Source organism: Micromonospora sp. NPDC005710, assembly GCF_040630995.1.
Taxonomy (GTDB): Bacteria; Actinomycetota; Actinomycetes; order Mycobacteriales; family Micromonosporaceae; genus Micromonospora.
On sequence record NZ_JBEXYP010000003.1, the window covers coordinates 349,373 to 368,815 of the forward strand.

Annotated in this window: 18 protein-coding genes and 1 pseudogene; 8 read left to right on the plus strand and 11 right to left on the minus strand. The window is 71.3% G+C overall.

What is annotated here, in order from left to right:
• Nucleotides 1–32 precede the first annotated feature (32 nt).
• Nucleotides 33–1,046 carry a PDZ domain-containing protein gene (locus ABZ406_RS06045; protein ID WP_357756200.1) on the minus strand — a complete coding sequence of 338 codons (1,014 nt, stop codon included), beginning with the start codon at nt 1,044–1,046 and terminating at the stop codon, nt 33–35.
• 115 nt (nt 1,047–1,161) lie between these two features.
• On the opposite strand from ABZ406_RS06045, the gene ABZ406_RS06050 reads away from it, so the two are divergent.
• Nucleotides 1,162–2,469: a zinc-dependent metalloprotease gene (locus ABZ406_RS06050; protein WP_357756201.1), complete on the plus strand. Its 1,308-nt coding sequence runs from the start codon at nt 1,162–1,164 to the stop codon at nt 2,467–2,469.
• A 121-nt stretch (nt 2,470–2,590) separates the two neighbouring features.
• On the opposite strand, the gene ABZ406_RS06055 is transcribed toward ABZ406_RS06050, so the two are convergent.
• Complete coding sequence (locus ABZ406_RS06055; RefSeq protein ID WP_357756202.1) at nt 2,591–3,199, minus strand: hypothetical protein; 609 nt, start codon at nt 3,197–3,199, stop codon at nt 2,591–2,593.
• A 178-nt stretch (nt 3,200–3,377) separates the two neighbouring features.
• Nucleotides 3,378–3,902, minus strand: a complete 525-nt coding sequence (locus tag ABZ406_RS06060) for a M48 family metallopeptidase (protein ID WP_357756203.1) — start codon at nt 3,900–3,902, stop codon at nt 3,378–3,380.
• Nucleotides 3,903–4,415: 513 nt separating this feature from the next.
• Between ABZ406_RS06060 and ABZ406_RS06065 the strand changes: the two genes are divergently transcribed.
• The 3 genes from ABZ406_RS06065 to ABZ406_RS06075 all read left to right on the plus strand — a co-directional run bounded on the left by ABZ406_RS06065 (nt 4,416) and on the right by ABZ406_RS06075 (nt 7,255).
• Nucleotides 4,416–4,586 carry a DUF5679 domain-containing protein gene (locus tag ABZ406_RS06065; protein WP_167457767.1) on the plus strand — a complete coding sequence of 57 codons (171 nt, stop codon included), beginning with the start codon at nt 4,416–4,418 and terminating at the stop codon, nt 4,584–4,586.
• 213 nt (nt 4,587–4,799) lie between these two features.
• On the plus strand, nt 4,800–5,912 hold the full coding sequence (locus ABZ406_RS06070; protein ID WP_357756204.1) for a TOMM precursor leader peptide-binding protein: 1,113 nt from the start codon (nt 4,800–4,802) through the stop codon (nt 5,910–5,912).
• Nucleotides 5,909–7,255: an AarF/ABC1/UbiB kinase family protein gene (locus tag ABZ406_RS06075; protein ID WP_357756205.1), complete on the plus strand. Its 1,347-nt coding sequence runs from the start codon at nt 5,909–5,911 to the stop codon at nt 7,253–7,255. The genes ABZ406_RS06070 and ABZ406_RS06075 overlap by 4 nt, the downstream gene beginning before the upstream one ends.
• A 361-nt stretch (nt 7,256–7,616) precedes the next feature.
• Here the strand turns inward: ABZ406_RS06075 and ABZ406_RS06080 are convergent, their stop codons facing one another.
• The 3 genes from ABZ406_RS06080 to ABZ406_RS06090 all read right to left on the minus strand — a co-directional run bounded on the left by ABZ406_RS06080 (nt 7,617) and on the right by ABZ406_RS06090 (nt 10,647).
• Nucleotides 7,617–7,982 carry a WhiB family transcriptional regulator gene (locus ABZ406_RS06080; protein ID WP_357756206.1) on the minus strand — a complete coding sequence of 122 codons (366 nt, stop codon included), beginning with the start codon at nt 7,980–7,982 and terminating at the stop codon, nt 7,617–7,619.
• 130 nt (nt 7,983–8,112) lie between these two features.
• A complete protein-coding gene (locus tag ABZ406_RS06085) occupies nt 8,113–8,361 on the minus strand; it encodes a hypothetical protein (protein ID WP_357756207.1) in 249 nt (82 codons plus the stop codon).
• A gap of 120 nt (nt 8,362–8,481) precedes the next feature.
• Nucleotides 8,482–10,647 (minus strand): ATP-dependent DNA helicase UvrD2, encoded by a 2,166-nt coding sequence (locus ABZ406_RS06090; RefSeq protein ID WP_357756208.1) that lies wholly within the window; start codon nt 10,645–10,647, stop codon nt 8,482–8,484.
• A gap of 92 nt (nt 10,648–10,739) precedes the next feature.
• On the opposite strand from ABZ406_RS06090, the gene ABZ406_RS06095 reads away from it, so the two are divergent.
• Entirely contained in the window at nt 10,740–10,982 is a 243-nt protein-coding gene (locus tag ABZ406_RS06095; protein WP_112583695.1) for a mycoredoxin, read from the plus strand.
• Nucleotides 10,983–11,106: 124 nt separating this feature from the next.
• Here the strand turns inward: ABZ406_RS06095 and ABZ406_RS06100 are convergent.
• Nucleotides 11,107–12,348, minus strand: a pseudogene (locus tag ABZ406_RS06100) (MFS transporter); the annotation flags it as partial.
• A gap of 215 nt (nt 12,349–12,563) precedes the next feature.
• On the opposite strand from ABZ406_RS06100, the gene ABZ406_RS06105 reads away from it, so the two are divergent.
• From ABZ406_RS06105 to ABZ406_RS06115, 3 genes are all read left to right on the plus strand, one after another.
• Complete coding sequence (locus ABZ406_RS06105) at nt 12,564–13,544, plus strand: helix-turn-helix transcriptional regulator (RefSeq protein WP_357756209.1); 981 nt, start codon at nt 12,564–12,566, stop codon at nt 13,542–13,544.
• Between the two features lie 74 nt (nt 13,545–13,618).
• Complete coding sequence (locus ABZ406_RS06110) at nt 13,619–13,858, plus strand: DUF397 domain-containing protein (RefSeq protein WP_357756210.1); 240 nt, start codon at nt 13,619–13,621, stop codon at nt 13,856–13,858.
• Nucleotides 13,859–14,092: 234 nt separating this feature from the next.
• Complete coding sequence (locus ABZ406_RS06115) at nt 14,093–14,368, plus strand: hypothetical protein (RefSeq protein WP_357756211.1); 276 nt, start codon at nt 14,093–14,095, stop codon at nt 14,366–14,368.
• 128 nt (nt 14,369–14,496) lie between these two features.
• Here the strand turns inward: ABZ406_RS06115 and nudC are convergent, their stop codons facing one another.
• The 4 genes from nudC to ABZ406_RS06135 are packed head-to-tail and all read right to left on the minus strand — an operon-like array spanning nt 14,497 to nt 19,279.
• Nucleotides 14,497–15,456 (minus strand): NAD(+) diphosphatase, encoded by a 960-nt coding sequence (nudC, locus tag ABZ406_RS06120; protein ID WP_357756212.1) that lies wholly within the window; start codon nt 15,454–15,456, stop codon nt 14,497–14,499.
• 37 nt (nt 15,457–15,493) lie between these two features.
• Nucleotides 15,494–16,846, minus strand: coding sequence for a pitrilysin family protein (locus tag ABZ406_RS06125; protein WP_357756213.1), 1,353 nt, complete (start codon nt 16,844–16,846; stop codon nt 15,494–15,496).
• Nucleotides 16,843–18,153: a pitrilysin family protein gene (locus tag ABZ406_RS06130; RefSeq protein WP_357756214.1), complete on the minus strand. Its 1,311-nt coding sequence runs from the start codon at nt 18,151–18,153 to the stop codon at nt 16,843–16,845. Before ABZ406_RS06130 ends, ABZ406_RS06125 begins: the two co-directional genes overlap by 4 nt.
• Before the next feature lie 10 nt (nt 18,154–18,163).
• On the minus strand, nt 18,164–19,279 hold the full coding sequence (locus tag ABZ406_RS06135) for an LLM class flavin-dependent oxidoreductase (protein WP_357756215.1): 1,116 nt from the start codon (nt 19,277–19,279) through the stop codon (nt 18,164–18,166).
• Nucleotides 19,280–19,443 lie beyond the last annotated feature (164 nt).

The window sequence follows — 19,443 nt, forward strand, 5'->3', positions numbered from 1 at the left end:
TTCCTGAGCGTGTCGGGGCACGGTCACACCGGTCAGCAACGCGTCGGCTGACCGCCCCCGCGCAACGTCTCCAACGCGGTCATCGCCTCGTCCAACGAGCCCACCCGCAACAGCGGCAGATCCGGCTGCGGGTTGCGGACCGCCTCCGCGCAGTTGTCGGCGGGCACCAGGAAGACCTTGGCCCCGGCGCGCTTGGCGCCGACGAGCTTCTGGGCGATCCCGCCGATCGGGCCGACGGCACCCTCGTCGTCGATGGTGCCGGTACCGGCGATGATCTTGCCGCCGGTGAGGTCGGCCGGGGTCAACTTGTCCACGATCCCCAGGGCGAACATCAGACCGGCGCTCGGCCCACCGATGTCCCCCAGGTCGATGCCGAGCGTGAACGGATGCGGCTGCTGCTGATCGATCTCGACACCGATCCGCGGTCGGCCGTCCTGCTCCTTACTGGTCACCGTCGCGGTGGCCGGCACGCCGTCCCGGGTGTAGCCGATTGTCAACGCCGTGCCCGCCGGCCGGGCCCGGACCAACTCGGTGACCTTCGCGGCCACCGGCACCGGCTGACCGTCGACCGAGGTGATCAGATCGCCGGCCTTCAACGCCCCCGCCGCCGGGCCGTCCCCGGCCACCGTCTTGATCACCACCTGCACCGGAAAGCCCAACTCCCGCAGAGCGGCGGTCTCCGCGCTGGTCTGCGACGCCTTGAAGTCCTCGGCGTTGCGCTGCTCGACCTGCTCCGTCGACTCCCCCGGTGGGTAGACCAGCTCACGCGGCACCACCGCCTCGTCGTCGGAGAACCAGCCGGCGAGCGCCCCCCGCAACCGCACGGTGGGCTGCACCCCCACCGTGGTCAGCCGCAACTGGCCGGCCGAGGTGGAGGTCTCCCGACCCGAGACCTGGATGACCTCCTTACCGTCGGTCGTACCGAGGGTGTTGACAGTCGGCCCCGGGCCCAGCACCACGTACGGAATCGGCACCCGGAGCACCCCGATGCTCAACAGGGCGGTGAACAGGGCACCGAGCAGCACCGTCAGGCCACGACGTCTCATGCCGCAGAGCGTACCGACCGGTCGCGGGTCGCCTGCCGGATGCGCCGCGCGACTTCGCCCTCAGCGCAACGCCAGCGGCGGCTACCTGGGGCGCGGTCCGCGTACCGTAGGTGTCGTGCCTGATATTCCGTTCGGTTTCGCGCTCCCGGGTGGGCAGCCACCAGACCCCAACGATCCCGCGCAGATGCAGCAGTTCATGTCGCAGTTGCAGCACCTGCTCTCCGCCCCGGGCAGCGGTCCGGTCAACTGGGACCTGGCCCGGCAGGTAGCAGCCAGCCAACTCTCGGCCGCCGGTGACCCGGCGGTGTCGATGTACGAGCGCAACGCGGTCGAGGAGGCCCTGCGCCTCGCCGACCTGTGGTTGGAACCCGCCTCGGCGTGGCCCTCCGGCATCCAGAACCCGATTGCCTGGAACCGCAACGAGTGGATCTTCAAGACGCTCGACGTGTGGCGCAAGCTCTGCGACCCGGTCGCCAGCCGGATGGTCGGCGCGATGGGTGACCTGGTGCCACCGGAGGCACGCGCCCAACTCGGCCCGATGCAGTCGATGGTGGCCTCCCTCGGTGGCGCGCTCTTCGGCGGTCAGCTGGGCCAGGCCCTCGGCTCGCTCGCCGCGGAGGTGCTCTCCGCCGGCGACATCGGGCTGCCGCTCGGCCCGGCCGGCACGGCCGCGCTGATCCCGGCGAACATCCGGGCGTACGGCCAGGGCCTGGAGCTGCCCGAGGATGAGGTCCGCCTCTACGTGGCGCTGCGCGAGGCCGCCCACCAGCGGCTGTTCCAGCACGTCCCGTGGCTGCGCGGGCATGTGCTCAGCGCTGTCGAGATGTACGCCTCGGGCATCCGGGTCAACCGGGAGGCGATCGAGGAGGCGATGGGCCGGGTCGACCCGACCGACCCCGAGTCGATGCAGGCGATCGCCCTGGAAGGCATCTTCACCCCGGAGGACACCCCGGCGCAGAAGGCCTCCCTGGCCCGCCTCGAGACCGCACTCGCCCTGGTCGAGGGCTGGGTGTGCCACGTCGTGGACAGCGCCGCCAGCGACCGACTGCCGAACGTCGTCCGGTTGGGCGAGGCGTTCCGCCGTCGCCGGGCCGCCGGCGGCCCCGCCGAGCAGACCTTCGCCGCACTCGTCGGCCTGGAACTGCGCCCACGCCGGCTGCGTGAGGCAGCGGCGCTCTGGGCAGCGCTCACCGAGCACCGTGGCATCGAGGGGCGCGACGCCGTCTGGGGCCACCCGGACCTGCTCCCGTCGGACGACGACTTCGCCGATCCGGTCGCCTTCGCGATGAACGACATGGACCTCAGCGAGCTGGACAGCTTCGACTTCACCGCCCCCGGCGGCATCGAGGAGAAGGCTCCCGGTCAGTCGGGTCCGGCCGGCCCGGCCGACAAGACCGACGGCGAGGACGACGCCAAGTCCTGACGTCCGCGCGACGACGGCCCGCGCCCGGGTGCCCGCATGATCGACGGCGAGCACCCGGGCGCGCTGTCGACGGGTCCGGGTCGGTGGTGGCGCGCGTCTCGTGAGCTGGCGGTGTGACGGTTCAGGCGGGTCGACCGGGCCCGGAGAGAAGTGCGCGCGTCGCTTCCCACCCCTCGAAGGCGGGGTCAAGCGTGGCCAGGTCAGCCGGGCCGCGCAGTCGTCGCCAGCCCGCCGTGACAGCCACGTCACCAGGGCGCGGGGCGTTGGCGCGCGCCTCAGCCGGCGTAGCGGAGTCCAGTTCCAGCGTCGGCAACCAGGCCGGCGCGGGCAGTCGTACCGCGACACCGAGCAGACCCGGACCGCCTCCCTCCACCGGAGCCACCGCGACAGGTCGGGTGGTGAGTGGGCGGAGCAGCTTGCCGACGGTCAGGGCGGGCAGGTCAGGCACGTCACTGACCAGCACTGCCGCCTGGTCGTACCCCTCCAGCGCGGCGAACACGGCGTTCGGCGTCGGCTCGGCCACCTCGTACACCGCAGTGCCGGGCCACACCAGCGCATCGGCGAGCGCCCGGTCGGCCGGGGTCACCGCTACCGCGACCTCCACCTCGTTGAGCGTGGCGAGCAGGTCGATGACGTCTTCGGCGAGCGCCGCCCGCCATTCCGCCAGGTCGACGCCGGGCGGCGACCAGTGCACCGGCCCGAGCAACGCCACCACCACCCGTCGCGCCATCCCCCGACCCTAGCGCCCCACCTCACCCAGCCACCCCACCCGGCCAAGGCCAACCGACCAAGGCCAACCTGTCCAGGGCCAACCTGTCCAGGGCCAACCCCGCATGATCGACTGAAGTCGCGGTGTCCCGGCAGCCCGGATAGCGCGGCATCCAGGAAGGCGAGTGGATCTAGACCGATCAGGTGGTGAGCGGCGCGCAGGCTGCTACTCCTTCGAGGTAGCCGCGGGCGCGTTCCGCCTTGGGGTAGCGACCGACCAACGCCCAGAACCGGGCGTTGTGGCTGGGCACGATGAGGTGCGCCAACTCGTGCAGCACCACGTAGTCGATCACCCAGTCGGGCATCTCCTGGACGCGATGGGAGATTCGGATGCTGCGGTCCGCGGGCGTGCAGGAGCCCCATCGGCCGTTCTGGTTGGTGACCCAGCGGACGCTTGCCGGCACCGCCTTGGTGGCGTACCCCGGTAAATAGAGGTCGATGAGCCGGTTGGCGCGGGCCAGCAGCTCGGCGTCGGAGCGGGCGAGGCGGCCCTCCCGGGCGGCGAGCCGGGCGAGCATCCGGTCGACCCACTCGCTCTCCTCGGCGCGGGAGAACTGGTCGGGGATGAGGACTACCACTCGCTCACCGTCACGGTACGCGGACACCGTACGTCGTCGGCGCTGACTGCGCCGCACCTCGACGACCGGCTTACGCGTCCCCGCCATCACTGGCCCGCGCAGCCTCGACTACGTGTCACGCAGGCAAGCTAATGCGTACTGACCAGGGGTCCGCAAGAGTCAACCGCACGACACGCGCCCAGAAAATGGTGATTGGTCGCCAGGCGTCCCGAAAATTTCTTGACTACAGCGCTATCGCGACATCTCGTCACCCTTCGTGAACGACGATGTCGCCGGTGCGCGGCCTGTCCCCACCGTAGGTGATCAGCGTCCCGGATGGCGCCGCGGGGGCACTCGCACGGGTGGCTGTCAGGGTTTGGTCGGCGTGTCCCCGCCAAACTGACTTATCCGACCTATTTCGCCATGCACACTCTCGACGTCGACTTGCTCACAGTGTCGATGCACAGCTGACATGGAACCGCCCAGACCTGGGTAGGGTCCGCGGACCAGCGGTCACGAAGGTGGCCGCGGAGTGAGACCCAGCGCCGGCGCCCCGTGTGGCCCGCCGCCGGGCACCCCGCCGGAACGGCATTGACCGGCGGACGAGACGAGGAGGGCACCGTGGCCGACCAGGCCCAGACGACCTACAACGGTTACTGCGTGAAGTGCAAGGAGAAGCGGGACTTCGAGGGGCACGTCGAGGTCTCGAAGACCGGAATGAACATGGCCAAGGGCAAGTGTCCGGTATGCGGAACAACAGTGAACCGCATCCTGGGCAAGGCCAAGGTCTGACCCGAACGGGTGGACGGGGGTGGGGTGGCCGGTGGCCACGCCACCCCCGTTGCAGATCGGGAACGCCGCACCCGGTGTCCTGTCGGGTGACCGACACCAGGCACGGCAGGCTGTGGAAAACCCGTCAAACCCTGTGGATAGCGCTGGACAGCGGCTTGAACGCCTGTGGACAACGATCGACCGAAAGCGAAGTTGCGGTCACGATTCGTGACCATGAGCCGCACTGCACTGCCCCGCCCGACCCTGCTACCCGGCCTCAACCGGCTCTGGCGGGACCGGCACACACTCCAGCTCGGCGTCGGCCCTGGGCCGGCCGTCCTGGTGGAACTGGCCAACCCCCGCGCCGCCCACCTGCTCGACCTGCTCGACGGCACGCGTAGCGAGCGCACCGTGCTGGCCCAGGCGGCGACCGCCCGGGTCAGCGCCGACGACGCACGTACCCTGCTCGACACCCTGCGGGCCGCCGGCCTGTTGGTGCCCGCGCACAGCCTGCTCCCCCGTGACCTGACCGGCCCGGTCCGGGCCCGGCTCGCGGCCGAGGCCGGAGCGCTGGCCCTGGCCGCCGCCCGACTGCCCGGCACCCCCGCGCAGGTCCTGCGTCGGCGGCGGGCGGCCCGGGTGCTGCTCACCGGCGCCGGAGGGCTCGGCGGGCCGCTGACTGTGGCACTGGCCCAGGCCGGCGTGGGGCAGGTGATTCCCCAGCTCAGCGGCTCGGTACGCCCCGTCGACCTGATCGGTACGGGCATCCCCGCCACCGAGCTGGGTCACCCGCTGACAGCGGCGGTGCGGGCCGCTGTCAACCGTGTCGCACCGGGCACCGGCACCCACCCGAGCCGGGCCGGGCAGATCGACCTGGTGATCCAGCTCGGCACGGACCGACCTCCCGCGCTGCTCGCCGCCGGTCTCGCCCAGCGTCGGCAGGTGCACCTGCTGGTCACGTTGCGCGAAGGCGTACCGGTGATCGGGCCGATGGTCCGCCCACCCGCCGGGCCCTGCCTGCACTGCGTGGAGTTGCACCGGGCCGATCGCGACCCGGACTGGCCGCGGCTCGCCGCTCAACTCGCCGCCGCCGACCCGGTGGCCGCCGGAACGACAGGCACCCTGCTCGTCGCCTGCGGGTACGCGTTGACCGAGGCGCTGACACAGCTGGATGGCGGTGATCCGGAGACGCTCGGTGGTGCCATGGAGATCAACGGCACCGGCCGTTTTCGTCGTCGGGGTTGGCCGCCACACCCGTCGTGTGGGTGCTCGCGAGGCCGAGTGTCCGCACCAGCCCGGCCGCAGAGCAGCAGCGGGGCCCTCCGGTCGGTAACAATGACCGAGTGACCGACATCCCGCGCCGCGCCGTGTCCCGCACCGCCAAGCTCGCCGCCCTGCCGCTCGGCTTCGCCGGCCGGACCGTCCTCGGCATGGGAAAGCGCGTCACCGGGCTCGCCTCCGACGTGATCTCCGCGGAGATCCAACAGCGCACCGCCGAGCAACTGTTCAGCGTGTTGGGCCAGCTCAAGGGTGGGGCGATGAAGTTCGGGCAGGCGCTGTCGGTCTTTGAGGCGGCGTTGCCGGAGGAGATCGCCGCGCCCTACCGGCAGGCGCTGACGAAGCTGCAGGAGGCGGCGCCGCCGCTGCCGGCCGCAAGCGTGCACAAGGTGCTGGCCGAGCAGCTCGGTCCCGACTGGCGGGACCTGTTCGTCGAGTTCAACGACGTCCCGGCCGCCGCGGCGAGCATCGGCCAGGTGCACCGGGCGCGGTGGCGCGAGCCCGGCTTCGACGAGTCGGGGGCACCGCACAGCCGCGACGTGGCCGTCAAGATCCAATATCCGGGGGCCGGCGACGCCCTGCTCGCCGACCTCAAGCAGCTGTCCCGACTGGGCGGAATGTTCCGGGCCATCCAACCCGGCCTGGACGTCAAGCCGCTCCTGGCCGAGCTGCGCGAACGGATCACCGAGGAGTTGGACTACGAGCTGGAGGCGGAGTCGCAGCGCACCTTCGCCGCCGCGTACGCCGGCGATCCGGAGATCTACATCCCGGAAGTGGTGAACGCCTCGCCCCGGGTGCTGGTCACCGAGTGGATGACGGGCACCCCGCTGGCCGACATCATCCGGGACGGCACCGAGGAGGAACGGGACGAGGCGGGCCGGTTGATGGCCACCCTGCACCTCTCCGCACCGCAGCGGGCTGGGCTGCTGCACGCCGACCCGCACCCGGGAAACTTCCGGCTGCTGCCCGACGGCCGGCTCGGTGTGATCGACTTCGGTGCGGTGGCCCGGATGCCGGAGGGCACCCCGGAGCCGATCGGTCGTATCGCCGCGATGGCCCTGCGCGGCGACGCCGACGAGGTGGTGGCGGGGTTGCGGTCGGAGGGGTTCATCGGCGCGGCCGAGGAGATCGACGCCGAGGGGGTGCTCGACTTCATGCGCCCCATGTTGGAACCCATCGCGGCGGACGGCTTCCGGTTCACCCGGGCCTGGCTACGCGCCGAGGCGGGGCGACTGGCCAGCCCACGATCCCCCACGTACCAGCTGAGCAGGCAGCTCAACCTGCCCCCGTCGTACCTGCTGATTCACCGGGTGACGCTCGGGTCGATCGGGGTGCTCTGCCAGTTGGAGGCGAAGGCCCCCTACCGGAGCATCCTGGAGCGCTGGCTGCCCGGCTTCGCTCCGGTCGTCTGACAACGCCAAGGCCCGAGCGCCTGACAGGGCCGAGGCCCGCGCGTCCCACGACGCCGAGACCCGCCGGACGACGTGCGGAAGGGCGGGTGCCGATCGGCACCCGCCCTTCTGTGTGAAGTGGTACTAGAGAATGCCCAGGTCGCGAGCCGCCTGGTTGCGGCCGGTCATGGCGACGGTACGGGCGGATCGGGCTGCCTCAGTGCTCGTGGTGGTACGACCGGCCTGAGGCCGGCGCATTCGAGCCCTGGTCAACGCTTCGTGGAGTAGTTGCATCTCGAAGGCTCCACTCGGAACGTTCAACATCGTTTTCTCACTCACTGCCGGTGTGCCACCGGCGTAGTTGGGACGGGTCGGGAACATGTCAGGCTGCCAGCCGGACCGCGCCTCGCACCTCGGACAGCCCACTGGCCGCCAGGCGCGCCTCGGCCTCGACCCGAAGCTCGGCGTCACGGGCGACGTCCTCCTTACGCGGACGGCCACGGGGCCGCTTACGCGGGACGACCGCGCCACGCTCGAAGATCTCGCCGCCCCAGACGCCCCAGGGCTCCGCTCGCTCAACGGCTCCGGCCAGGCACTCGACGCGCAGCGGGCAGTCCCCGCAGAGCGACTTGGCCAGCTCGAGCTCGGTGGGCGAGTCCGAGAACCACAGGTCGGGGTCGAACTTCCGGCAGGGCAGGTTCGCCTCCAGCTCGACGCTCACGTCGAGGGGGGCCAACGCCAGACTCATCTCCCGGTCACCTCTCTCTCACTTCGATCTCGTGGATCGCATTCCGACGTACGTACGGCGGGCAAAAAACTGAGGCCGCGGATCCCGGTAAGCGGGTTCCGCGGCCTCGAGGTGAGCCGGAGTCTGATGGTCAGACCGGTTTACCTCGAGGTGGAACGCCGCGGACATCCATGCGCTTCTTGGCGACCCGGATGCCATTGCCCGTGATGCCACTGGTCCCCTCGACTCCAGCGGGCGCGACGGTCAGGGTCAGCTCGGCCTGAACCTGGTGCACCTGTGGAACCGACGGTCGTGCAGCCGCGAGGGCCACCCGGACAGCCGACAGCGGAGCGCAGGCAGACGGCATCGCCGTCAGACGCTCATAGGTGAAGATCTTCACGGTGCCACCTCCCTCACGTTCCTCGAATCGACTGGACCGACCTTGTGAGCAGCCGGAATGGCGCCGCTCGCGTGGTGTGTTCTGAGGCTATTCCTCGCGCCGGGGCGAGGGCAAACGAATTTACGACGAGATTTCGAAAGTTTTCTCCGGGCAGACATCGTCCACCCCGGCACCGGCCACGAGGGACAGCACCGACTCCCCGTAGAGGCCCAGCTTTCGAGGGCCGATACCGGCGATGGCGATCAACTCCTCGGACCGGCCCGGCCGCCGCTCGGCCAACGCGATCAACGTCGCGTCGGTGAACACCACGTAGGCGGGAACCTTCTGCGCAGCGGCCACCCGCTGCCGCCAGTCGCGCAGCCGTTCGTGCAGCTCATCATCTATGTCGGACGGGCAGGTGGGGCAGCGGCCGAGCTTGCGGTCCGGCCCGGCGAGCAGGGTGGCACCGCAGATCCGGCAGGAGACGATCTGGGTTCGCCGCCGTTCGGGACGCCGGACCGGGCCGGCGCCACCAGTCGCCCGTTCGGTGCCGCCGGAGCGGTCCAGTTGGGGCAGGAACCGCGACGGCCGCCGGGCCCGGCCGCCCGGCGAGCGCGCGGCGGCGTACGACAGCCAGAGCCACTCCCGGGCGCGGGTGATCCCGACGTAGAGCAGCCGGCGTTCCTCCTCGACCTGCTCGACGGTCTTGGCGTACGTGGTGGGCAGGGTGCCCTCGGCGAGGCCGACCAGGAAGACGGCGTCCCACTCCAACCCCTTGGCGGAGTGCAGGGACGCCAGCGTCACGCCGTCCACCGTCGGGACGTGCTGCTGGGCGGCCCGACGCGCCAACTCCTCGGTGAAGTCGGTGAGGGTGACCGGGCGCTCCACCGAGGCGGCCTCGCCGATCGGCACGACCTCGGGGGTGGCCGCGTACTCCTCGGCGAGCTGGACCAGCGCGGACAGCGCCTCCCACCGCTCGCGGGCGGCGCCGCCGGACGGGGGCGCGTCGGGGGCCCAACCGACGGCGGTGAGCGCCTCGACGACGGCGACCGGCAGCGGTGTCTCCCCCGGGATCGAGCGGGTGGCGGCGCGCAGCGCGACCATCGCCTGGCGCACCTCGGTGCGTTCGAAGAACCGCTCGGCCCCCTGCACGACGTACGGCACGCCGGCCTCGGTGAGCGCCTTCTCGTACGCCTCGGACTGGGCGTTGACGCGGAACAGTACGGCGATCTCCTTCGCCGGCGTGCCCGCGTCGACGAGTGACCGGCAGCGCGCGGCCACCGCGTTCGCCTCCGCCGGCTCGTCGGTGAAGATCCGCAGGTCCGGCTCGGGGCCGGGTGGGCGTTGCCCGCTCAACTCGAGCCGCAGGCGTGCCTCGGTGCCCCGGGCCTGGGCGATGACCGCGTTGGCCAGCCCGACCACCTGCGGGGTGGAGCGGTAGTCACGGACCAGCCGGACGACTGTGGCGCGGCGGTGTCGGCGGGGGAAGTCGACCAGGTACGCGGAGGTGGCCCCGGTGAACGAGTAGATCGTCTGGCTGGCGTCCCCGACCACTGTCAGGTCGTCCCGGCCACCCAGCCAGGCGTCCAGCAGCCGCTGCTGGAGCGGGTTGACGTCCTGGTACTCGTCGACCACGAAGTGCCGGTACTGGCCCCGGACCTGTTCGGCGACGTCCGGGTGCTCCTCGATGCCCCACACGGCGGCCCGCAGCATGTCCTCGAAGTCGATCACGCCGTTCGAGCGTTTGATCTGCTCGTACGCGGTGAACACGTCGGCGACCTTCGTCGGCTCGTGTGGTGTGTCGCGCAGGGCCCGGGCGGCGGCGACCACGTAGTCGGTCGGCTCGACGAGCGACGACTTCGCCCACTCGATCTCCCCGGCCAGGTCGCGGGCGGCGGCCCGGTCGGTACGCAGGCCGACCCGGGCTGCGGCGAGGGTGACCAGTCGGACCTTGCTGTCCAGCAGTTCGGGCATGGCGCGCCCGGCCAGCAGCCGGGGCGCGAAGTAGCGCACCTGGCGCAGCGCGGCCGCGTGGAAGGTCCGCGCCTGGACACCGTGCGCCCCGAGCACCGTGAGACGGTGTCGCATTTCGGCGGCGGCGCGGGCGGTGAAGGTGACAGCGAGCACGTGCCGGGGGGAGATCTCACCGGTGAGCGCCCGGTGGGCGACTCGGGAGGTGATCGCCCGGGTCTTGCCGGTGCCGGCGCCGGCCAGGATGCAGACCGGGCCGGCGGGTGCGGTCACCGCGGAGCGCTGCTCCGGGTCAAGCCCGGCGAGCACCTGTTCCGACGCTGAGTGAACCGCCACAACCAGGAATCATCTCAGCTCCTCTCAGCGTTGCAGCGAACAGCCTCGGCTTGATCGGCAAGTCGGGGCCGGAGGAGTTGGAGGATCCGAGGATGCTGACGATGTATTCCACCCCCTGGTGCGGCTACTGCCACCGGTTGAAGTCGCAGCTCGACCGGGAGGGCATCGGGTACGAGGTGGTCGACATCGAGCAGGACCCGAAGGCCGCGGAGTTCGTGATGAGCGTCAACGGTGGCAACCAGACGGTGCCGACGCTGCGCTTCGCTGACGGCAGCGCCCTGACGAATCCCTCGATCGTCCAGGTCAAGCAACACCTGGAGACGCTCAACGCCTGATCTGCCGTTTCATTCTCGGTGAGCGGCCGCCCCGCCCGGGGCGGCCGCTCGTCGTGTTCCGGAGCGGGTCACGGCGGTGACTGTCGGTGGCCGCCGGGCCCTCGGCTCGGTCGGTGTCCTCGGTCGGTCGGCGGGGGGCGGGGAGCGTCGGGGGGTCGGGTGGTGTCGGCGGGCGGGCTCCGGTGGTCGGCGCGCTCAGGTGCCGGCCCCGCCACAGGTAGGTCCCGGCGGCCAGGGTGGCCATCCCGACCAGCACGAACAGCAGCCGGTAGTCGAGGAACCCGACCAGCAGGGCACCCGCCCCGATGGAGATTGCCTGCGGCCCGCTGACCATCGCCCGGGTGGCGGCGGCGACGCGGCCGACGAGCGAGGGCGGGGTGCGGCGCTGGATGAGCGTGTGCAGACCGACCATCGTCAGCGGGAGCGAGACCCCGGCCAGCAGCACCGCCACGAACCCCAACCGCAGATCGGGGTACGCGAGCGCGAGCGCGGCCGGCGAGAAGAAGGCGACCCCGGCGGCCAGCGTGCCGACCTCGCCGATCCGGCGGACCAGCGTCGGTGAGCACAGCCCGCCGAGCAACCCACCCACACCCTGCACGGTGACCAGGACGCCCACGAACGCGGCATCCCGGTTCAGCCCCTGGTCGACGTACGCGAAGATGAGCGACTCGCTGAAACCCATCACCAGTGATCCGAGCCCGTATCCGAGCAGGGCCCGCCGCAGGGCCGGCTCGCCGGCCAGGTGCCGCACTCCGGCGCCCAGCTCGGCCGGCCACCGCAGCCGTTCGGCCGGCGGCAGTTGTTGCGGGGTGGGTAGTGCTGTCACCACCGCCGCCGCGGTCAGAAATCCGACCATGCCGATTCCCGCGAGCACCCAGCCGCCGAGCGCCGCGTAGAGCGCCGCGCCGACAAGCGGACCGACCAGGCGTATCCCCTGGCGTACGGTCTGGAGCACGCCGTTCGCCTCGGCCAGCAGCTCGACCGGCACCATCTCGCGGATGAGCCCACTGAGCGCCGCGCCGAGCGTGATCGACGAGAGTCCGTACAGGGCGGCCACCAGGTAGACGATCCAGACGTCGCCCGCGTCGCGGACGGTGAACAGCGGGGCGAGCAGTACGGCCGTCACCACGTTCGCGGCGAGGAAGAACGGCCGGCGCGGGTAACGGTCGACGACCCAGCCGACGAGCGGTGCCAGCGTCATCGGCGCGATGACCGCGAAGATCGTGGCGCCGGCCAACCCGTTCGAGCCGGTCAGATCCTTGACCCAGATGGCGAGTGCGAGCAGCAGGATCGACTCGGCCGTCATGCTGGCCAGCAGGCCGCCGAACAGCAGACGGAAGTCGGGTCGGCGCAGGATCGTGCGCATGGGGTCCCTCCGGCGGGATGGCCTGCCCAGATGGGCGAGGTCGGCGGGCTGCGACCGCGGGTCCGTCGTCAGCCGGCATTCCCGTGGTCCGATTTTCGCAAGACACGCCCTCGCCGGAACCTCCGACACCGGTCGCGCCGTCCATACTGACCGTGGGGGGCGAATTTCATACAGTTACCGTCGCGTCTGCGGCGGACGACGGGAAAGAGGACACTGTGCCTCCTGCCGCACCCAGCCCAATCCTGCGTCGTCGCCGGTTGGGCGTCGAGCTGCGCCGCCTGCGTGAGGCCGCAGGCCTTACTGGCGATCAGGTCATCGAGCGTATCGGTTGGGCCTCCGCATCCAAACTGTCGCGTTTGGAGAACGGCCGCAGCCGGCCGGACCCGCAGGACGTCGGTGACCTGCTCGACCTCTACGGCGCGGACCAGGCGCTGCACGACGAGCTGCTGGGCATCACCAACGAGGCCGGCGACATGCGCGGCTGGTTGAAGAACTTCCCGGTGATGACCCAGCAACAGCGCGGCTGGGCGGAGTTGGAGGCGGGTTGCGCGGAGATCTGCGAATACAACCCGGTGCTGGTGCCGGGCCTGTTGCAGACCCCCGGGTACGCCGAGCTGCGGATCGTGTCGGCTCGGCAGGTGAGTGCGGGCGCGGGCGAGCCGAAACCCGGCGACGAGCCGGAGACCGAGGTGCAGGCGCGGCAGGCCCGCCAGTCGCTGCTGACCCGGGAACCACACCCTCCCCGCTACACGGCAGTTCTGGAGGAGGCGGCTCTCGGCCGCCGGGCCGGGCCGCCGGAGGTGTTGCACGAGCAACTGCTCCAACTCTGCGAGTTGGCGCTGCTACCAAACGTGGCTCTGCACGTGTTGCCGAGAGACACCCAGATCCCCAATTGGTACCTTCCGCCGACTGCCTTCTCCGTCTATCGGTTCGCCGATCCCCTCGATCCGGAGACATTGGCCATCGAAGGTGGCTTCACCGACGTCATGTCGACCGACTCAATCACGCTAAATCGCTATAAAGTAGTGTTCGAGTGGCTATGCACGGCGGCACTTAACGCTTCGGACACCCTCTCCTGGCTGATCGAGGCGACGGGACGGCTGACCGAGGCGGGGCCCCCATCCACAGTGGCGTTCGGGCCGGCAACGGCGCCGATCCAACGCCGCCGTGAATCGGGGCGACTGACGGACCGGTGATCCACGGGGGACCTTCCGTTGGAACGTGCGGCACCACTCGTCCCATCGGATCGCTGCACATCAGGAGCAGAACCATGAACGACATCCGCAACACACCGTCCGTTTCCGCCCACTCGTTGGCGGACGCCCCGTGGCGTACCAGCACCCGCAGCCAGACCTCCAACTGTGTGGAGGTGGCCCCGCTCGCCACCGGCCCGTCGGCCGTCGCCCTGCGCGACAGCAAGGACCGGGGCGGTCCGGTGCTGCTGTTCAACCGCGCGGGATGGCTCGGTTTCCTCACCGGAACCAAGAAGGGCCAGTTCGACCTGAACTGATTCGGACACTGGTGCGGGGCCGTCGGCGTCATGCCGGCGGCCCCGTCGCGTCGCGGCACCGGTCCGTGCGGAAGCGACCCGTCGACCCCGCTGAGCAGCCATCCGCCGATCGGACGAGCCTCAAAACCGATAGGCGCGTTTCAGTTGCTGGGACGAACACGCGGCGTAACATGACCCTCGAGAACGTGGAACTTCCACACTGGCTCTTTCGTCGCGGTTCATCCGGAGACCCTCATGCGGTTCCTGATCGTTCGCACCGACATCCGCGCCGTCGCTGACGGAGACATCGCCGCCGCCTGGGCGGACGGCCACCGCCTTCGCGACGAGACCACCACGCCCGAGCCACGCCGGCAGACGGTGCACGCCGAGGACCGGGACGCCGCGCTGCTGTTGGCCCGCGCTTTGGCCACCGTCGGCGCGGTCCGCGCCGGCAAACAACGGGTCAAGGTCCTGCCGCTGGTCGAGCCGCGGCCCGCCTTCCGACACAGACCGGGTCGCGCCGGCACCTGATTCCACAGGTCGTCCGTCGTGGTCGGACCGGCTCCCCCGCCGCGTTCATTCGCACCCACCGACCACGACGGCCCGTGTTCCCGGCCCGTGACCGCCGCGGCAACGGCGGCCACGGGCCGGGACCGTGCTCAGCGGTCGGCGTCCACCCAACCGTCCAGCCAGCGGTGGATGAGGAACAGCGCGATCGACGACGGGGGCGGCAGGATCAGCCGGGCCCCGTCGCCCACGTCCACCGTCTGCCCGGCCAAGGCCGCCCCGATCTCCCGCCGGGAGAACCACCGGGCGTACGCGATCTCGGACGGGTCGACCCGCACCGGCTCGGTCGGGTTCGCGGTGGCCAGAAAACCAAGCATCAGCGAGCCGGGAAACGGCCAGGCCTGGCTGCCCACGTACCCGATGTGCTCGACCCCGACGCCCACCTCCTCGCGGACCTCGCGCAGCACGGCAGCCTCCGCCGACTCGCCCGGCTCCACGTAGCCGGCCAGGCAGGAGTAGCGCCGACCACCCGGGGTGCCCTGCCAGCCGGCGTTGTTGCCGAGCAGGCAGCGGCCGTCCGGGCCGTCCACACCGTCGTGAACGAGCACGATCATCGCCGGGTCGGTACGCGGCCAGATCCGCCCGCCGTTGCGGTCCACCCGGGACCAACCGGCCTCGTCCATCGCGGTCGGCGCGCCGGTGCTCGTGGAGTACGCGTGTCGGGTGTGCCAGTTGACGAGCGCCAACGCTGTGGTGAAGATGCCGGCCTCCCGGTCGGCGAGCAGGTGACCCACCTCCCGGAGGTGGACCGCCCGTGTTCCCGGGATGGTCGGCAGCGGTGTGTCGACAGCGAAGACCGGCACCCCGTCCGGCTCCACACCCAGGAACATCGCGTTCGACTCGGAGCCGACCGGCACGTCACCCGCCCCGAACAGCACAAGGGTCGGAGGCGACGTCTCGGTGCGAGCCAGCGTCCGCCCCTCGTCGGTCGAGTCGAGCAGCAGCACCCTGGCCCGCAACCACGCCTCTGTCAACCACTGCGAGTCACCCCGCCGGTGCGCCGCCCGATCCAGCGTGGACCGCGCCAACGGCGGCGCGGCCTCCCCGCTCACGCCGACGCTCCGCTGCTGAGCCCCATGGTTCGCGTGCTCACGCCTTCTGCTCGGTGTGCACTGTGGTCAGCGCGGCCAGCCCCGGGGTGACCCGGTCCGCGTCGCCGAGGACCACCACCGCCGCCCGAGCCGGCGCCAGGTAGCGGGCCGCCGCCTGCGCGACGTCGTCGATGCTCGCCTTCGCCAACCGCGCCGCGTACTCGGCGAGGAAGTCCAGGCGCAGACCGTTGCCCGCGTACGCGCTGGTCAACGCCGCCAACCCGGCCTGCGTGGACATGCCGAGCTGGAGGGTGCCCAGGGCGTACTGCCGGGCCTGCTCCAACTCCTCGGGCTTCGGGGGCAACGACGCCAACCGCCCCAACTCGTACGTCGTTTCGAGCAGCGCCGGACCGGTGACGTCGGTGGCCACATCGGCGGCGGCGACCAGCACCGACCCGGCGACAGAGTGCTCGATCACCGAGTACGGGCCGTACGTGTAGCCCTTGTCCTCGCGGATGTTCTCCACCCACCGGGAGGAGAAGTAGCCGCCGAAGATCAGGTTGGCCAGTTGCAGCGGCGCGTGGTCGGGGTCGGTACGCGGCACCGCCGGCAACGCGATCCGCAGCGACGACTGCACCGAGCCGGGCCGGTCGACGAGCAGCAGCGGCCCCGGTTCCAGCGGCGGGGTCGCCGGCAGTTCGGCCGCCCGCCCGGCACCCGACCAGCCGACGAGCGCCCGCTCGGCCGCATCCAGTGCCTTCTCCGGCTGCACGTCACCGACGAGCACCAACTGCGCGCCGGTCGGATGGACCCGCTCCGAGTGCAGGGTACGCAGCGCCCCCGGTCGCACCGCCTGGATCTGGCCGGGCTCCGGCGTCTGCGTCGCGTACGGGTGCCGACCGTAGATCCGCTTGAGCAGCGCCTCCCGGGCCAGGTGCGAGGGTTGGCTCTGCGCCACCTGGATGCGGTCGACCAGCCGGTCCCGTTCGGTGGCCACCTCGTCGCTGGGATAGCTCGCGCCGGTCAGCACCTCGGCGAGCAGCTCCAGCATCCGGTCCAGACCGGTGACCAGGCCGGCACCGGAAAGCAGCAGCCGGTCCGGGTCGACACCGGCGGACAGCCCACCACCCACCTTCTGCAACTCGGCGGCGATCTGCACGCTTGTCATCGACTCGGTGCCGGACAGCATGGTCTGCGAGAGCATCGCGCCGCGAGCCAGGTGGACCCGACCGAACGGCACCCAGAGCCGCAGTTCGACAAGGGGTACGGCGGGCCGGCGTACGGCGATCACGGTGAGCCCGTTAGGCAGCGTGCGTTCGGCCTGCTTGGGCACCTTGAGCTTGCGGTTCGGCCCGAGCGGCGGCAGCGTCCGCGGCCCGACAGGCGTGGTGGTGGTGGTCGTCGTCGTCACCTGGCACCTCCGGCGATGACCTCGATGGCGGCCCGGCGCTCCGGGCGCAGGGTGGCAGCAGCGGCCCTGACCTGCTCCTCGGTGACCTCGCCGACCAGCCGGGGCAGTTCGTTGAGAAGGCCCGGTTCGCCGCGTTGCTGCTCCAGCACTGCCATCCGCAGCGCCCGTCCGAGCACCGCGTCGGTGTCGCGCAGCAGGTGGGTGGCCATCCGGGCCTGGGTGCGGGCCAGCTCGCCGTCGGTCAGCCCGTCGGTGGCCAGCCGGTCCAACTCCTCGTCGATGGTGCGCAGCACCTTGTCCACGTCGCCCCCGGGCGGCAGGTGCGCCTGCAACAGCAGCGCGGTGGGGTCGCGGACGTCGAACGGATCGCCCATGAAGCCGAGGTATCCGCCGAGGGTGGTCACCATTCGGTCCCGCTGCACCAGCCGCTCCACCAGCCGCGACGCGTCACCGTCGGTGAGCACCTCGGCCAGCACCACGTACGGCAGGTAGCCGGCGAAGTCGGCGACCGGGTCGGGCACGCGCCAGGCGCCGGCCACCGCCGGCAGCGGCGCCAGGGCGTCGGTGTACGAGGTGCGCCGCTCGGCGCTCAGGTCGGGCTCGGTGAAGTCGGGTCGTTGCGGTGCCGGGCGGGCCGGCACGTCGCCGAAGTGCCTGGTGACCAGCTCGGTCGCCTCGGCCACGTCGATGTCCCCGCTGACGGCCAGCACGGCGTTGCCGCTGGCGTAGTAGCGGCGGAAGAAGTCCGCGGCGTCGGCGACGGTCGCCGACTCCAGGTCGTCGAAGGAGCCGTAGCCGTCGTGGGCGTTCGGGAAGGTGTCGAACATGACGGGCGGCAGGGTCAGCCAGGGGAAGCCGCCGTACGGCCGGTTGAGGACGTTGACCCGGATCTCCTCCTTGACCACGTCGACCTGGTTGCGCAGGTTCTCCTCGGTCAGCCGGGGGCCACGCATCCGGTCCGCCTCCAGGAACAGCGCGCGTTCCAGCGCGTTGCTCGGCAGCGTCTCGAAGTAGTCGGTGTAGTCGAGGTGGGTGGAGCCGTTGAAGGTGCCGCCCGCGCCCTGCACATGCCGGAAGTGGGCCAGCTTCTCCAGGTTCTCCGAGCCCTGGAACATCAGGTGCTCGAAGAGGTGGGCGAAGCCGGTGCGCCCTTCCGGCTCCGATCGGATGCCGACGTCGTAGACCACCGCCACCCCGATCACCGGGGCACTGCGATCGGGGGTGAGCACCACCCGCAGGCCGTTGTCGAGGGTGAACCGCTCGACCGGATACTTCGTCGCTGGAATTCTGGATCTCCGCGCCGCCACGGAGTCGACCCTAGCGCGTCGACACGTTCGCCACCCGCGACCTTCCCGGAGCCGCCGCAACCGAGGCCGTCACCAGGGGCAGCACCTCGGCGCCGACCCGCTCGGCCTCCTCCCGGTGCGGCCAGCCGGAGAGGATGAACTCGTCGACGCCGAGCGCGGCGTACTCGTCGATGCGGGCCGCGACCTCGGCGTAGCTGCCGACCAGCGCGGTGCCGGCGCCCTCGCGGACCAGGCCGACGCCGGCCCAGAGGTTCGGTGCGACGGTGAGCCCGTCGGTGCGGCCGGCGTTCAGCGCGGCCATCCGGGCCTGACCGACCGAGTCCATCCGGCGGAACCGGGCCTGCGCGGCGGCGATCCGCTCCCTGCTCATTCCGGCCAGCAGGCGGTCGGCCTCCGCCCACGCCTCGGCGCTCGTCGCCCGGGCGATGACGTGCAGCCGGAGGCCGGTGCGCAGGGTGCGCCCCTGCTCGGCGGCGAGCGCGCGCACCCGGGCGACCCGGGCCGCGATCGACGTCGGGGGTTCACCCCACATCAGGTACACATCGGCCTGTCGGGCGGCCACCGTCTCGGCGGCCGGGGACGCGCCGCCGAAGTAGACCGGCGGCGGCACGGCGAGCGGCGTGGCCAGGCCCCCGGCGTCGACCCGGTAGTGCTTGCCGGCATAGTCGAACGGCCCGCCGGCCCAGGCGCGGCGAAGCACCTCGACGAACTCGCCGGTGCGGGCGTAGCGGTCGTCGTGCCCGAGGAAGTCGCCGTACGCCCGCTGCTCGGCCGGGTCGCCCCCGGTGACGATGTTGAGCGACAGCCGGCCGTCCGAGATGGCCTGGAACGCCTCGGCCTGCTGGGCGATCAGGGTGGGCAGGGCGAAGCCGGCCCGGACCGCGACCAGCAGGCCGAGCCGCTCGGTGTGCTGAGCGACCGCCGCGCAGACGATCCACGGGTCGGGGCAACCGGCGCCCACCGGCGTGAGGACGGCGGTGAACCCGTTGGCCTCGGCGGCTCGGCCGACCTCGGCCAGGTAGGCGACGGTCGCGGCGCGGTCGTGCCTCGCGGCGCCCGCGGTGACTGTGGCGGCACCGACCTGGTCGCCGTCGCCGGAGGTGGGCAGGAACCAGTGGAAGGTCATGGCGAAGTCGCCTCTCTGCCGGTGAGCGAATGCCGATTACCCTAGCAAGCTGGTAGGAAATACCGACATATCTGAGACGCGCCATCCCGCAATGTGGATGGGCCTTGACGCTGACCGCAGCCTGGCCCACTCTTCCTACCAACTAAGTAGGAATACTGCGGATT